The sequence below is a fragment of the Acinetobacter sp. GRABPA_MV_2 genome, assembly GCF_056725885.1.
Genome location: NZ_JBWZNA010000001.1, coordinates 293,839 through 308,676 on the forward strand (window position 1 = coordinate 293,839; position 14,838 = coordinate 308,676).

At 38.2% G+C, this 14,838-nt stretch carries 15 protein-coding genes; 8 read left to right on the plus strand and 7 right to left on the minus strand.

What is annotated here, in order from left to right:
- The first annotated feature begins 52 nt into the window (after positions 1 to 52).
- Complete coding sequence (ppk1, locus tag ACXM0J_RS01345) at positions 53 to 2,131, plus strand: polyphosphate kinase 1 (protein ID WP_086264884.1); 2,079 nt, start codon at positions 53 to 55, stop codon at positions 2,129 to 2,131.
- Between the two features lie 59 nt (positions 2,132 to 2,190).
- Here ppk1 and ACXM0J_RS01350 read toward each other — a convergent pair whose 3' ends face one another.
- On the minus strand, positions 2,191 to 2,319 hold the full coding sequence (locus tag ACXM0J_RS01350) for a hypothetical protein (protein WP_086264938.1): 129 nt from the start codon (positions 2,317 to 2,319) through the stop codon (positions 2,191 to 2,193).
- Positions 2,320 to 2,376: 57 nt separating this feature from the next.
- On the opposite strand from ACXM0J_RS01350, the gene ACXM0J_RS01355 reads away from it, so the two are divergent.
- Positions 2,377 to 2,967 carry an SPOR domain-containing protein gene (locus ACXM0J_RS01355; RefSeq protein WP_213034398.1) on the plus strand — a complete coding sequence of 197 codons (591 nt, stop codon included), beginning with the start codon at positions 2,377 to 2,379 and terminating at the stop codon, positions 2,965 to 2,967.
- Positions 2,968 to 2,996: 29 nt separating this feature from the next.
- Here the strand turns inward: ACXM0J_RS01355 and oxyR are convergent, their stop codons facing one another.
- From oxyR to rubA, 4 genes are all read right to left on the minus strand, one after another.
- On the minus strand, positions 2,997 to 3,905 hold the full coding sequence (oxyR, locus tag ACXM0J_RS01360; RefSeq protein WP_068566306.1) for a LysR family transcriptional regulator OxyR: 909 nt from the start codon (positions 3,903 to 3,905) through the stop codon (positions 2,997 to 2,999).
- Between the two features lie 6 nt (positions 3,906 to 3,911).
- Positions 3,912 to 4,856, minus strand: coding sequence for an esterase EstB (gene estB, locus ACXM0J_RS01365; protein ID WP_213034393.1), 945 nt, complete (start codon positions 4,854 to 4,856; stop codon positions 3,912 to 3,914).
- Positions 4,857 to 4,908: 52 nt separating this feature from the next.
- Positions 4,909 to 6,090, minus strand: coding sequence for a rubredoxin reductase RubB (rubB, locus tag ACXM0J_RS01370; protein WP_086264885.1), 1,182 nt, complete (start codon positions 6,088 to 6,090; stop codon positions 4,909 to 4,911).
- A 94-nt stretch (positions 6,091 to 6,184) separates the two neighbouring features.
- A complete protein-coding gene (gene rubA / locus ACXM0J_RS01375) occupies positions 6,185 to 6,349 on the minus strand; it encodes a rubredoxin RubA (RefSeq protein ID WP_000760495.1) in 165 nt (54 codons plus the stop codon).
- 446 nt (positions 6,350 to 6,795) lie between these two features.
- On the opposite strand from rubA, the gene ACXM0J_RS01380 reads away from it, so the two are divergent.
- On the plus strand, positions 6,796 to 7,239 hold the full coding sequence (locus tag ACXM0J_RS01380; RefSeq protein WP_086264886.1) for an SRPBCC family protein: 444 nt from the start codon (positions 6,796 to 6,798) through the stop codon (positions 7,237 to 7,239).
- Positions 7,240 to 7,250: 11 nt separating this feature from the next.
- Here the strand turns inward: ACXM0J_RS01380 and ACXM0J_RS01385 are convergent, their stop codons facing one another.
- Positions 7,251 to 7,739 (minus strand): YqiA/YcfP family alpha/beta fold hydrolase, encoded by a 489-nt coding sequence (locus ACXM0J_RS01385; protein WP_005070605.1) that lies wholly within the window; start codon positions 7,737 to 7,739, stop codon positions 7,251 to 7,253.
- A 256-nt stretch (positions 7,740 to 7,995) separates the two neighbouring features.
- Here ACXM0J_RS01385 and lysS point away from each other — a divergent pair, with 256 nt between their 5' ends.
- The 5 genes from lysS to cysN all read left to right on the plus strand — a co-directional run bounded on the left by lysS (position 7,996) and on the right by cysN (position 14,085).
- On the plus strand, positions 7,996 to 9,525 hold the full coding sequence (gene lysS, locus ACXM0J_RS01390) for a lysine--tRNA ligase (protein ID WP_086264941.1): 1,530 nt from the start codon (positions 7,996 to 7,998) through the stop codon (positions 9,523 to 9,525).
- A 186-nt stretch (positions 9,526 to 9,711) separates the two neighbouring features.
- On the plus strand, positions 9,712 to 11,154 hold the full coding sequence (locus ACXM0J_RS01395) for a capsule assembly Wzi family protein (RefSeq protein ID WP_086264887.1): 1,443 nt from the start codon (positions 9,712 to 9,714) through the stop codon (positions 11,152 to 11,154).
- A 254-nt stretch (positions 11,155 to 11,408) separates the two neighbouring features.
- Positions 11,409 to 11,540 carry a hypothetical protein gene (locus tag ACXM0J_RS01400; protein ID WP_002117520.1) on the plus strand — a complete coding sequence of 44 codons (132 nt, stop codon included), beginning with the start codon at positions 11,409 to 11,411 and terminating at the stop codon, positions 11,538 to 11,540.
- Positions 11,533 to 12,441 (plus strand): sulfate adenylyltransferase subunit CysD, encoded by a 909-nt coding sequence (gene cysD, locus ACXM0J_RS01405; RefSeq protein WP_000140408.1) that lies wholly within the window; start codon positions 11,533 to 11,535, stop codon positions 12,439 to 12,441. Before ACXM0J_RS01400 ends, cysD begins: the two co-directional genes overlap by 8 nt.
- Before the next feature lie 30 nt (positions 12,442 to 12,471).
- On the plus strand, positions 12,472 to 14,085 hold the full coding sequence (gene cysN, locus ACXM0J_RS01410) for a sulfate adenylyltransferase subunit CysN (protein ID WP_086264888.1): 1,614 nt from the start codon (positions 12,472 to 12,474) through the stop codon (positions 14,083 to 14,085).
- Between the two features lie 52 nt (positions 14,086 to 14,137).
- On the opposite strand, the gene ACXM0J_RS01415 is transcribed toward cysN, so the two are convergent.
- Positions 14,138 to 14,686: a DUF2239 family protein gene (locus ACXM0J_RS01415; RefSeq protein ID WP_086264889.1), complete on the minus strand. Its 549-nt coding sequence runs from the start codon at positions 14,684 to 14,686 to the stop codon at positions 14,138 to 14,140.
- Between the last annotated feature and the right edge of the window lie 152 nt (positions 14,687 to 14,838).

Here is a 14,838-nt window from a genome sequence, read left to right on the forward strand (position 1 = left end):
TGCAGCATACTGTTTTATAGAGATTTTGGCTGGATAGAGAATTGAGTTAGACATGAATACAGCGATTACACCAACGCCCCCTACAGAATATAGTTATAATGACCGTTATATAAATCGTGAATTGTCTATTCTTGACTTCCATTTGCGTGTATTGGAGCAAGCGGTAGACCCTTTACATCCATTACTTGAGCGAATGAATTTCTTGCTCATTTTTTCACGTAATCTAGACGAGTTTTTCGAAATTCGTGTTGCGGGGGTGATGGAGCAATTTTCTCTAGGTAATGAGAGTCGTAGCCCTGATGGTTTGACTCCACGACAAGTCTTACAAAAAATCTCTGAAACTGCTCATGCTGCGATTGAACGTCAATATCGTATTTTAAATGAAGAAATTTTACCTAAGTTGCGTGAAGAAGATATTTGCTTCCTTCGCCGTGGTGAACTAACCCCAGCTCAGTCGGCTTGGATTAAGAAGTATTTTCAAGAGCAAGTTGCACCTGTATTAACTCCAATTAGCTTAGATCCAGCGCATCCGTTCCCACGTCTCGTAAACAAGAGCTTAAACTTTATTATTACCCTAGAAGGTAAAGATGCTTTTGGTCGTCAAATTGATTTAGCTGTGGTACCAGCACCACGTTCATTACCTCGTGTTGTCCGATTGCCAGATGAGTTAACGGGTGGTAAAGAACATCACGTCATGCTATCTGCAATTATTCATGAGCATGTGTCCGATTTATTCCCTGGAATGACAGCAACGGGATGTTATCAATTCCGTGTTACACGTAATGCGGACTTGGCATTAAATGAGGATGTTGAAGATTTAGCTAAAGCTTTAAAAGGCGAATTAAGTTCTCGACGTTTTGGTCGTGCTGTTCGCTTAGAAGTAACTCATAACTGTCCGCAGCATATTTACGAGTACTTATTAGAAGAATTTGATTTAACCGATGAGCAATTATATAAAGTTGATGGTCCTGTAAACTTGGCTCGTCTGGTTTCAAATTTTAAACGTCCTCATTTGCGTTATGACTCACATACGCCGGTTGTGCCTAAAGTGTTTAAAAAGACCGAGAGCATTTTCTCTGCAATGCAGAAGCAAGACATTTTGCTTCATCATCCGTTTGAATCTTTCGCTCCCGTGATTCAGTTACTTCGTGAAGCTGCTCGCGATCCACAAGTCTTGGCAATCAAGCAGACACTTTACCGTAGTGGTGCTGACTCTGAAATTGTACAGATTTTGGCAGAAGCGGCACGTAATGGAAAAGAGGTGACCGCGGTTATTGAATTGCGTGCTCGCTTTGATGAAGAGTCAAATATTGAAGTTGCTAACGTTTTACAAGAAGCGGGGGCTGTCGTTGTTTACGGTATCGTAGGTTATAAAACTCACGCCAAAATGATTATGGTGGTGCGCCGTGAAAACAATAAACTTGTGCGTTACGTTCATTTAGGCACTGGTAACTACCATGCAATGAATGCTCGAATTTATACCGATTATGGTCTTATGACGACCGATAAAGATCTGTGTGAAGACGTGCACCGTATCTTCCAAGAACTCACGGGTATGGGCAAAATGGCGAAATTGAAAAAGCTATTACATGCACCATTTACCTTACATGCTCAGCTCATCAACTTTATTGATGACGAAATTGCCAATGCTAAGGCAGGACGTAAAGCTCAAATCATTGTGAAAGTGAATGCCTTAACGGAAGTTCAATTGATCAATAAATTATATGAAGCATCTCAAGCGGGTGTTCAAATTGATCTGATTATTCGTTCAATTTGCTGTTTACGTCCAGGTTTACCTAACTTATCAGAAAATATTCGTGTACGTTCAATTGTAGGACGCTTCCTTGAGCATACGCGTGTTTATTACTTTAGCAATAATGGTGATGCCCGTATCTATTGTTCAAGTGCAGACTGGATGGATCGTAATTTATTTAATCGTGTTGAGGCATGTTTCCCTATTGAAGATCCTGTTTTGAAAAAGCGTATCTATCAACAAGGATTAGTAAACTATTTACAAGATAATCAACAGGCTTGGTTATTGCAAGCCGATGGTACTTGGGTACGTGCTGAGCCCGCAGAGGGTGAAAAACTACATAATGCTCAAAGGGCATTATTAGAAATGATTAAATAATAAGTTTTAAATTTAATTAAAAAAGCCGACAAAATGTCGGCTTTTTAATTTACTGAAATTCAAAGTAATTTAGTTAGTTTTTCTAAATGGTTGTTGGATAAACGATAATAATTTGAAGCACAGCAATATGTTTTTAAAATATGTGATTTTTGCCATAAAACATTGAATTTTAAGAATATACAAATCAGGAGAAATCTACTTTAATACGCCGCATTAAATATACTTAACTTTGGTAAATGAATAAGATGCAATGCTTTATTAGAAGTTTACTTTTTAAAATAATTTTGGGGATAATGCCAGTGACCGCTTACGCAGATCAGAAGTGTTATGGGGATATCATCGTATTTCAAAGATTTGATGACCAAGGGGTATATCCTTATTTTGTATTAGCTTCTAATGATAAAAATAAAAAGAGTGAGGTAAGGAATAAAGCAATAATCATTCAAAAAAGAAAACAAAAGCAAGATGAGTTTTTAGCTCAAAAGAAAACTGAGGATGTTCACACAAAGAAATTAGAAGAAAAGAAAAATTCTGAAAATAAAAAACAACTTGATGCTGCGATTGCTAAAGAAATTTTGGAAAATGGTGAAAAAAAATGGATGGTACAAGTTGCATTAGCTTCTAATCAAAATAAAGCCAATAGGATTCAATCACAGCTTGAAGCAAAAGGTTATAAGGTCGTAACTAGTTCAACCACTAAAGGAATACGGGTTATGATAGATCCGGCCAACGACTATGCTATAGCACAAATTATTAGAGAAAAAATTGTCGCCGATCCTAGTTTGAATATGCAATCTGCTTGGGTGTTTAAGTGGGCATCCCTTACCGCTCAATAAAATAAAAAGGAGTCCGAAGACTCCTTTTTTTATTCATGTAGGTTTGTTGTGATTTTCTGCATAATTTGCAGTAATACGTCAAATTCACTTTGTAGCGGCGTACTTTTACGAGTAACGAGTGCTAAAGTACGGCTTGGGGCATCTTCAATTGGTTTTGCAGTAATCTGATCATTAAATTTGATCATACTATTTTCAATTGCAATTTCTGGTAAAAGCGTAAAGCCTAAATCAGAAGAAACCATTTCAACTAAAGTTGGTAAAGAACTTGCTTTTAAACGGTTGTCGTTTTTACGTTCACCGATAGGGCAGGCACTTAAAACATGGTCGCGTAAACAGTGACCTTCCTCAAGCAGAATTAATCTTGATAAATCAAGGTCATCTAGAGAGTTTGCTTGTAAAGCATTTGCATCTTGCTTACTACACACAAGGTACAAATTTTCTTTCGAAATTTCAGCGACTTTTAGGCCTCTGGTATCAAATGGTAGAGCAAGAACAATCATGTCTAGATTACCGTGTTCTAGACGCTCTACAATTTTTTCACTTTGAGCTTCATGCAGATGCAATTGAATTTTAGGTAACTGCTGATGCACTTCATCAAGTAACCGTGTCAGGATAAAAGGTGCAATGGTTGGGATAACTCCCAAATGCAAATCACCTGTTAACGGTTCACTCATTTCACGGCTCAAACGCATTAAATCTTGAGCATCTGCTAGTAGTACACGGGCACGAGCAACGACTTGTTCACCTAAGGGTGTTAAACGCACATTCTGACGGTCACGCTCTACCAGAACGCCACCTAATAACCGTTCAAGCTCCATGATGCCGCCTGATAACGTCGATTGCGTGACAAAAGAGCGGCGTGCTGCTTCAGTAAAATGCAAAGTTTCCGACAACGTAACTAAATATGATAGCTGTCTTAGTGAGGGTAATGCAGCCATAGTGTCCTAGTATGATGATTTAAAATGATGCGCAAATAAACCGCTAAGTTGTGGAATAAAATGTGCAGGGATATCATGCCCCATTCCATCAATTAATTCAAACTTAGCACCGGAAATTGCTTTTGCTACGGCCTTACCGTGACTAGGTGGAAGTAAGCGATCACAAGAGCCATGTAAGACTAACGCTGGTTGCTTAATTTCACGGTCCAGTTGAAGTAAGGAGCCTGTACATAATATTGCTAAAAACTGTTGAAGTACACCAGCAGGATAATAGCTACGTTGATAAAGTTTGCGTGCAGTTTGCATTGCTTCAATCTGGTTGACGTAACCAGGTGAACCAATCAATTGAAATAGTTTTAAACTGTGATTAACAATACCTTCTTCGTCACGTGACTCAGGTTTGCCAATTAAACTCAAAAGCTGTTTTGGAAAAGGAGGGGGTAAAAAAGGCTGATTATTACTTGTAAACATGAGCCCCAATTTCTCAACCTTTTCAGGATATTTTGCTGCAAGAATTTGAGCAATCATCCCACCCATTGATGCACCAATGACATGTGTTTTAGCCACGCCTAAACGGTCAATGAGCATTGATACATCATCTGCCATATCGTGCAGGGTATAAGGTGCCCCTTGATTACTTAGACCGAGTGCAAAGCGACCCATCAATTTAACAGTATTTAAACGCTTACCTTCATGACGTACTTTTGAAGAAAGGCCAATATCACGGTTATCAAAACGAATAACACGAAAACCTTGATCAATGAGTGATTTACAGAAGAAATCTGGCCAGAAAAGCATTTGAGCCCCAAGACCCATAATCAGCAAAATGGTTGGATGTTCCGGTTTTCCACCTACTTCTACATGTAGCTCAATACCATTGCCTAAGTTGACTTTGGTTTCTTGCATGAAAGATGTGTAGGGCGAAATGTTAAACTGTAAGGCACTATTCATGTTATTCATTCCTTAAAGGAATACTCACAAAAGAGTATTCCTGATTCAAACCTTATGCTTGGGCTGGAATAAGATCTGGAACAAGCTTTGTTAAAGTTAAGCGTTGCTTACCTGCTGTTGCACCTAACAATACGAAACCACGCAATGTTCCTTCATTGTCAATTGCTTTAGCAAGCATACCATCGTCGAACTCTTCTGTTTCCCAGTTCACTTCTACATCTACTGGTGCCGGTAATACTGTAAGTGGAGCTGCAGGAGTTTTTACTGCAACGGGCATAGCAGGGTAGTGTACGGCAGTTTGTTGTCCGCTGAGGGTTTTTGCAAGAGCACGAGCTTGTTGCATAATTGGCATTACATATGGAAGTAGCGTGCCATTTACTTCTGCACAATCGCCAATTGCATAAATGTCGGCTTGATTCGTTTCAAGTAAACTATTGGTAATAATTCCACGGCTTGTTTGAATATCTGCACTTTTAGCAAGTGAAATATTTGGCTGTAAACCAATGGCTGAAAGAACAATGTCTGCTACCAAAGTTTGGCCATTTGCGAGTGTAATCGCATAATCTTCGCCATCATTAATTTTGCTGACTTTCTCAACGGTTGTGCCTAATGCAAATTTAACACCAGCCTCTTCGAGATTTTGCTGGAATGCAGAAGCAATATGACCTGGCAATAAGCGACCTAATGGTTGAGGTGCCAAATCAATGACAGTAATGTCATATTCACTGTGAAGTAAGTCATTGGCAAATTCACAACCAATCAAACCAGCCCCTAAAATAACAACACGCTTGTCTTTACGTTGAGCTAGATTTTCACGGAAAGCACGGTAATCAATTAGCGAGTTCACTACATGAATGTCATCGCTACCATCGCCTGCAATTGCAAGACGAATTGGGTTAGCACCAACAGCTAAAATTAGTTTTGAATAGGGTTGATTCGAAGTTACTCCGTCTTTCTCAAGAACAAGCTCATGGCGTTCAGTCAAAATTTCTTTTACGAAAGTAAAAGGCTCAATACGCATATTGAGTTGGGTACCCATTTTTGCAGCATCACCTAATGGAATTTGTTCAGGTGCTTTTTTACCTGCAAATGCATTTGATAATGTTGGTTTTGCATAATTCACTGCATCATCCGCACAAATCATCACAAGTTCTTGCTCTGGACTAAGCTTACGAAATTCACGCGCTAAGGTATAACCCGCCATGCCTGATCCGATAATGACGATAGGATGCATTTTTCTCTCCAGAGTTAGAATTATTTATTTAATACGGTGATTGGTAATATTCGTAAAAAAGACCATGTCAATCATGGCCTTTTACTTGAAGTCATTAGATTTCGATCATTTCGAAGTCAGCTTTTGAAACGCCGCAATCAGGGCAAGTCCAGTCATCAGGGATATCTTCCCATTTTGTTCCAGCTGCAATGCCGTCTTGTGGCCAACCTTCTGCTTCATCGTAAATCCATCCACAAACGATACATTGATATTTTTTCATGAGACTCTCCGCACTGATAAGTTTGCTCAAAGCTGCCTTTCAGTAAAACTATTCCATCTATTAATAATGTAACCACGATCCGGTCAATAATAACCAATGTGCCTTTGATCGGATATCAAATTTTTACGCAGTTCTACATTTAATGTAAAGCAAATAACGGAGTTTAATCATTCGTAAGCAAAGATGAATGGCAGGTTAGGACAAATAAGTGGTTTTTTAGGCAAAACTTGAGCATAAACTCATAATAACTAATACATTCTTAACGTTAATTTTAAACTTAATGTTGTTTTTGAAATTATTGAGAAATAAAAAGTGTCTGCTCATTTAAAAGATTTATATAATAAGGAAGCTAAATAACAACAAATGAAAATGTAATAGATGTCATTATTAAATCCGAAAATTAAAATTCGACATCATAAGAACGGAATAAATCAGGGAAGTGAACTATGGAAAACTTAGTATACGAAGTAGAAATTGAAGCGCCTATAGAGAAAGTATGGGAATTGCTCTGGAATAACGAGACATATAATGCTTGGACAAAATTCTTTGCCCCAGATTCCTTAATGCGTACCGATTGGCAAATCGGTGGTAAAACATATTTCTTAGATGGTGAAGGCAATGGCATGGTTTCTACCATTGAAGAATTGAAAAAGCCGGAAATTTTGATTTTTAAGCATTTAGGAATGATAAAGGACGGTAAGGAAGATTTAGAAAGTGAAGAAGTCAAAGGCTGGAGTGATTCATTAGAAAAATATTTTCTAAGCCAACACGATAATGTAACTACTTTAAGAGTCGAATTAGCCACCTTACCCGAATATATGGGTATGTTGAAAAGTGGCTTCGTCCAAGGTTTTGAGGTAATCAAGAAATTGGCAGAAAAAAATAAATAATCTGTTTAAATCTAAGCCAAATATTTTTTATAAATTTTCATAATCAAATCATTGATGCGAGAAGGATAGGCTAAGCGATGATGTCCACCTTCAAATGTTTCAACATTCATGTAGGGTGCAAGTTTTTCTTGAACCTGATACATATCAAGTTGCTCATCTCCTAATTCTAAATAGGCCATTTTAGGATTAGAGATGGTGAGCTCCTCTTCAGAAAGTTGAGGATAGTCAGGTCGAAAACTAGGTGTAAGACTTGGATTTGCCACAATCACAGCTAATTTATGTTGAGCGGCAGTTTTTAAGGCCCAATATCCTCCAAGGCTGTGACCAACCAGTAAATCTGGTTTGATCGTCTGAATAGCCTGATGATAAAAGTACTCAACAGACGCATAACTTAAGTTACGATAATCAACGTCAATACAAAATTTTTCAGGATGTAAAATGGCGTGGAACTTTGTTGATTCACGAGAAGAATCCAAGCCATGTAAAAATAGAATTTTCATTATTTACGACACAATCTCATTGATAAAATACAAGGCAAATAGGGCCTTTGAATATCGAGGTTATTTGGATTTTTTTATATTTTACTAAAAGCTTTAAAAAATGATCTTAGCGATTGGTCTAAGTCATTTTGCCTTTAAAAAGTACTGCTCTTTTCCATAAATTGTCTTTTTTCATTTTTGTTTGATTGAAATCATTCGAAAAACTCCTGCAATCTGTTAAGCTATGCCACTTCATTTTTACTTAATCGAGGCAGAGATGACGCAACAAAACGCTCAATCGACTTCTGAACCAACTATTTCCGAAAACGATTTAATTGCACAGCGTCATGCCAAATTAAAGCAAATCCAAGATGTTGCGAAGGAAACTGGAAAGAGTCCTTGGCCAAATACTTTTAAGCGTGAACATTACGCAGCTGATCTACAAGAACAATTTAAAGATCAGTCGAAAGAACAAATTGAAAGCGCTGAGCATGTTTATGTAAAAGTGGCTGGCCGTGTCATGTTAAACCGTGGTTCTTTCATGGTGATTCAAGACATGACAGGTCGTATTCAGTTATATGTTGACCGTAAAGGCTTACCAAAAGATATTCTTGAAACTATTAAAGGTTTAGATCTTGGTGACATTATTGCTGCCGAAGGTTATATCGGACGTTCAGGCAAAGGTGACTTATATGTTCATCTTGAAGGTTTTGAACTTCTTACAAAATCTCTTCGTCCGTTACCAGATAAATTTCATGGCTTAAATGACACAGAAGTTAAGTACCGTAAACGCTACCTTGACTTAATTGTGAATGAAGAAACACGTAAAACTTTTGAAATCCGCGCCAAAGTTGTTGCTGGTATCCGAGCGTTCTTAAACAAAGAACGTTTCATGGAAGTTGAAACGCCAATGATGCATGTGATTCCAGGTGGTGCTTCTGCACGTCCATTTGAAACGCATCACAATGCTTTGGATATGCCTTTATTCTTACGTATTGCGCCTGAACTTTATTTGAAGCGTTTAGTGGTTGGTGGTTTTGAGCGTGTGTTCGAAATCAACCGTAACTTCCGTAATGAAGGGGTGTCAACACGCCACAACCCTGAATTCACGATGATCGAGTTTTATCAGGCATATGCTGATTATAAAGACTTAATGGCATTGACTGAAAATATGCTTGAAAAGTTGGCTTTAGATATTCTAGGTACAACTGATGTTCCTTACCAAGGTGAAGTATTTAGCTTCAAAGGACCATTCAAGAAAATCTCTATGTTCGATGCGATTTTAGAGAATAACCCGCAGTTCACACCTGAAAATGTAAGTGATCGCGAGTTTCTTGCAAAATTTATTCGTGAAGAGTTGAAAGAAGAAGTTAAGCCAGGTTTTGGTTTAGGTAAGCTTCAAACAATCGTATTTGAAGAAACTGTTGAGACTAAACTTCGTCAGCCAACATTTATTACCGATTATCCAGCGGAAACATCTCCATTGGCTCGTCGTAACGATGACAATCCACACGTTACAGATCGTTTTGAATTCTTCATCGGTGGTCGTGAATTAGCAAATGGCTTCAGCGAGTTAAATGACCCAATCGATCAAGCTGAGCGTTTCCAAGCGCAAGTTGCTGAAAAAGACGCTGGTGATGATGAAGCAATGCATTACGATGCAGAGTTTGTTGAAGCACTTGAATATGGTTTACCTCCAACAGCAGGTGAAGGTATTGGTATTGACCGTTTGGTTATGTTATTTGCTGACGCACCAAGCATCCGCGATGTAATTTTATTCCCGCATATGCGCCGTAAAGAAGGCTAATCTTCTAAGATGCAAAAAGGCAGTATTTATACTGCCTTTTTTATTACTTTTTATATCTAGAAACTTACCTACTTATACTAATCTTAAGATAGCGTTAAAAAATGTAATTGCACAGTTTAACAATTGCAAAGTTGTGATAAAAAATTTAAGGTGTTGCTCATAAATAACTTTGAGAATTGTGCTGGCATGTTTCTAAGAAAAACACTTTCGATTGCAATATTGGCAACTGCTTCATCCGCTATTTTTGCACAAGGTTTGGTGCTAAATGATGAGGACTTACGTACAGACTTAAATTGGTTAAATCAGCAAGGTGTTATTAATATTAGCACTTCAACTTGGCCGTTAAGTGGTGATGAAATTCAGCGTGCGCTCTCTCAGGCAAAAGTGTCTCATCCAGCTCAACAAAAAGTTATTAACTCAGTTCTTAATGCATTAAAAGCAGATAACAATACAGTGAAAGTGGGTGCTTTTGCTGAAACTGATATTAAAAATATTCCACAAGCATTTGGTGATAACCAAAAAGCTCAATATCAAGGTTCGTTAGAATTTAATGCGGGTGGTGAAAACTGGGATGCAAAAATCCGAGTAAATGCAGAAAAAGACCCGCAAATCGACAATGGGCAAGATGTTAATGTCGAGGGTTCATATGTCGCTGGTAAACTTTGGAATCAATGGGTAGTTGCAGGTCAAATTCCAACATGGTGGGGACCTGGACACGATGGTAGTTTAATTCGTGGTGATGCGAGTCGTCCCGTTTATGGCGTGACTGCACAGCGTGCTGTGCAAAATGCTTTTGAAACAAAATGGTTATCTTGGATTGGGCCTTGGCAATATCAAGCTTTTGCAGGTCAATTAGATGATTATAAAGCAGTTCCTGATGCTAAATTATTAGGTTTACGTGTAACTGCAAGACCATTACCTTATTTAGAACTCGGTGCTTCTCGAACTTTACAATGGGGTGGTGAAGGACGTTCTGAAAGTTGGGATTCTTTATGGAATGCGATTAAGGGTAATGATAATGTTTATGATGCCTCTGAAGACAGGTCTAACCAAATTGCTGGATTTGATGCCCGTTTAAATCTTCAATCTCTTTTAAATGCTCCTGTTGGCGTTTATGGGCAATATGTGGGTGAAGATGAGGCTGGGTTACTACCATCTAAAAAGATGTATTTAGCTGGGGTTGATTATTCGTCAAGCTACAATGATATGCCATATCAACTTTATGCGGAATGGGCTGATACACGAACCAATGGTGATGTAAAAGGTATTTCTTATAACCATTATATTTATAAAGATGGTTATTACCAACACGGTTTCCCGTTAGGACATGCGATGGGGGGTGATGGGCAAATGTATTCAGTGGGTGGTGATATCCGCTTTGATGTCATGAACCGTTTAAGTGGTCGCGCTATGGTGGTTAAAGTTAACCAATCTAACTTGGCAATCAATAAAGCATTCCCTAAAGATGATGAAATTAAAGCACTTGATTTAACTTGGACGCATTTCATCAAACCTGATCTTCCATTAAAAATTAATGGCTGGGTAAGTGATTCTGATCTAGAAGGTAATGATGCAGGTGCATCTATTGGTATTGAAATTCCATTAGAACGTAAAATGTTTGGTTTCTAAGAATAGATCATGTTTTAGAAAAGAGAAGCCATCAAAGCTTCTCTTTTTTTATGGTTTTTAGAGAAATATAAAGACTAGAACATGATTTGCTTAAGTTGACTACACAGGCTAGGATTACAAAGTTGTGCAAGTGAATCAGCATATTACATGTATATGATTAAATCGAATATCAATATGAAAAAACAAGCAAAAGGAATCGGTTTTAAATCACTATAATGCATAACTAATGCTATAAGCCATATAAAGGCTTGTAGTTGGATTATCTATCACGAAAAATTGGAGTTGTTATGGCACTCGTTCCTCCACATGGTCTTCTAGGTGGTGGTTTAATACTACTTCTAGATTTTATGGGCAAAATGGATAGAGAAGGACGTGTTCATGACTGAATCAAGACTCACACATCTCAAGCAACTTGAAGCTGAAAGTATTCATATTATCCGTGAAGTTGCTGCAGAATTCGAAAACCCAGTCATGCTTTACTCAATTGGTAAAGACTCGGCTGTTATGCTTCATCTTGCATTAAAAGCATTTTATCCAGCGAAACTTCCATTCCCGTTATTACATGTAGATACGGGTTGGAAGTTTAAAGACATGATCGCGTTTCGCGATAACATGGCAAAAACTCATGGTTTTGACTTAATTGTTCATCAAAACAAAGAAGGCCGTGAAGCTGGGATCAACCCATTTGATCATGGTAGTTCAAAATATACAGATATTATGAAAACCCAAGCTTTAAAACAGGCTTTGGATAAATATCAATTTGATGCTGCTTTTGGTGGTGCACGTCGTGATGAAGAAAAATCACGTGCGAAAGAGCGTGTATATTCATTCCGTGATAGTAAACACCGTTGGGACCCTAAAAACCAACGTCCTGAACTTTGGAACCTTTACAATGGTAAAGTGAACAAAGGTGAAAGTATTCGTGTATTCCCATTATCGAACTGGACAGAGTTGGATATCTGGCAATATATCTATTTAGAAAATATTCAAATTGTTCCTCTTTATTTCTCTGCTGTTCGTCCAGTGGTAGAGCGTAGTGGTACGTTAATCATGGTTGATGACGAACGTATGCGCTTAAAAGAGGGTGAAGTTCCACAGATGAAGTCTGTACGTTTCCGTACGCTTGGCTGTTACCCGTTAACTGGTGCAGTAGAGTCTGAAGCAGATACGTTACCTGAAATTATCCAAGAGATGCTTTTAGCCACGAGTTCTGAGCGTCAAGGTCGTATGATTGACCATGATGAAGCGGGCTCAATGGAAAAGAAAAAGCAAGAAGGCTATTTCTAAGACAATTTCTAAATTTGTGGAGTTTGAGCAATGTCTCATCAATCAGAATTAATCAGCCAAGATATCTTGGCCTATTTAAAGCAACATGAACAAAAAGACCTTCTACGCTTTTTGACTTGCGGTAACGTAGATGATGGTAAAAGTACGCTTATTGGGCGTTTACTTTACGATTCAAAATTGATTTATGAAGATCAATTGCAAGCAGTAACACGTGACAGTAAAAAAGTAGGAACTACGGGTGATGCACCAGATTTGGCATTACTAGTAGATGGACTACAAGCAGAACGTGAACAAGGGATTACCATTGACGTAGCTTACCGCTATTTCTCGACTGAAAAGCGTAAGTTTATTATTGCGGATACCCCAGGGCATGAGCAATATACACGTAACATGGCAACAGGTGCGTCAACTGCGGACTTGGCAATCATCTTGATTGATGCCCGTTATGGTGTACAAACTCAAACTCGTCGCCATACGTTTATTGCAAGTTTGCTTGGTATTAAAAATATTGTTGTTGCAATCAATAAGATGGACTTGGTTGAATATTCACCTGAACGTTTTACTGAAATTCAGATTGAATATGATGCTTTCGTAGGCCAATTAGGTGATCGCCGTCCAGCCAATATTCAGTTTGTACCAATCTCTGCTTTAAATGGCGATAACGTTGTAAATCCGTCAGCTCATACACCTTGGTACAAGGGTCAAACCTTGATGAGCATTCTTGAGTCGGTAGAAATTAGTCGTGAATCAAACAAACACGAATTCCGTTTCCCTGTTCAGTATGTAAACCGTCCAAACCTTGATTTCCGTGGTTTTGCGGGTACCGTTGCTTTAGGTGAAATCAATGTTGGTGATGAGATTGTTGCACTACCATCAGGTAAGCGTTCAACAGTTAAAGAAATCGTTACTTTTGATGGAAACCTTGAGCAGGCTGTAGCGGGGCAAGCGGTTACATTGACCCTGAATGATGAAATTGATATTAGCCGTGGTAACGTTCTGGTACGTGCTGGCGAGCAACCATTAATTTCACGTAGTGTTCGTGCTTCAGTGGTGTGGATGAATGAACATCCGCTCGTGAAAGGTAAGTTATACAACGTTAAGATTGGTACCCAGACTGTTCCTGCTAAAGTAACTAACATTCACTATCGTGTGAATGTGAATACACTTGAACATACTCATGTGGAAGAGCTTGAGTTAAATGCAATTGCAGATGTTGTAGTTGAGTTCGACGCGCCAGTGGTGTTTGATCAATATCAAGATTCTCGTTATACAGGTTCATTCATCTTTATTGACCGCTTAAGCAACGTAACTGTTGGTGCAGGTATGGTTGAAGCTGCCGTTGAATGGACTGCACATAGTAATCCTGTAACAGCTGAAGATCGTGCTGCACGTTTGGGCCAAAAGCCAGCAGTGATTGGGATTTCTGCACAGTTAATCGAGAAAGCTCAAGTTTTAGAAAGTTTGCTGATTCAGCAAGGTGTAGTTGCGATTGCAAAAGCCAACTTAACTGCTGAGCAAATTACTTTATTGCGTGAGACAGGTGTTGTGGTTATCACAACTTCTGTGGAAGGTACGGATACAGAAGTTACTGCTGAAACCGTTGAAGAGGCAGCTGAAAAAGTTGTGGAATTAGTTCGTCTTTAATAGACTGAATTGATTTTGAAAAAACCCGCGTAAGCGGGTTTTTTTATTGAGTTTAGAAAACATTTTGAGTTCTTAAAGTTAAATATTCTCTCAAATCTTTAGGGTAGCTCTGAATCATTTTTAAAAATATATCTCGATCACCTTGATATAAGGCGCGTGTTGCTTCCTCATAATTTGGCATATTGCCTAACATGGCAGACATAAAACGGTCGATGGCTTGTTTGGCCAGCATAATATTGCCTTCAGAGTTTGGGTTATTTAATTCTTTATCAATTAACTTGCGAATCACTGCTGATGCACTCGCGCTTTGTTGATCTAACCAATCCCAATGTTTTTTTTGTAAAGTGATTTCACGCGAAATTACGCCAAGTTTAGGTCGTCCAACTTTTTTAATTTCTTCCGGTTCAGCATAACATTGTTGAATTTCTTGTTCCGAACCAGAAAGATCAAGATCAATTTGTTGACCTGTTTGATCATTAAAAATCAGAATATTTTCTGTTGTTTTAGGAAGAGTTTTTAGTTTTTTTGCAAGTTCAATCAGGGAGTCACTCGCAATAAGTGTGCTTCCAGTGAAAGCAGTATAGGTGATTTTAGTATTCATTTTAGTCGCATATTTTTATCAGGGTAAAATAATATTATCAGGGTAAAATTAATTTAGCAAATAGTAAAAATCATAACCAAGAATTAACTGATTTTATGAGTGTAGTCTCTGAAATTAGTACTATAAAAATAGTCAAGATAATAGGCTATTTA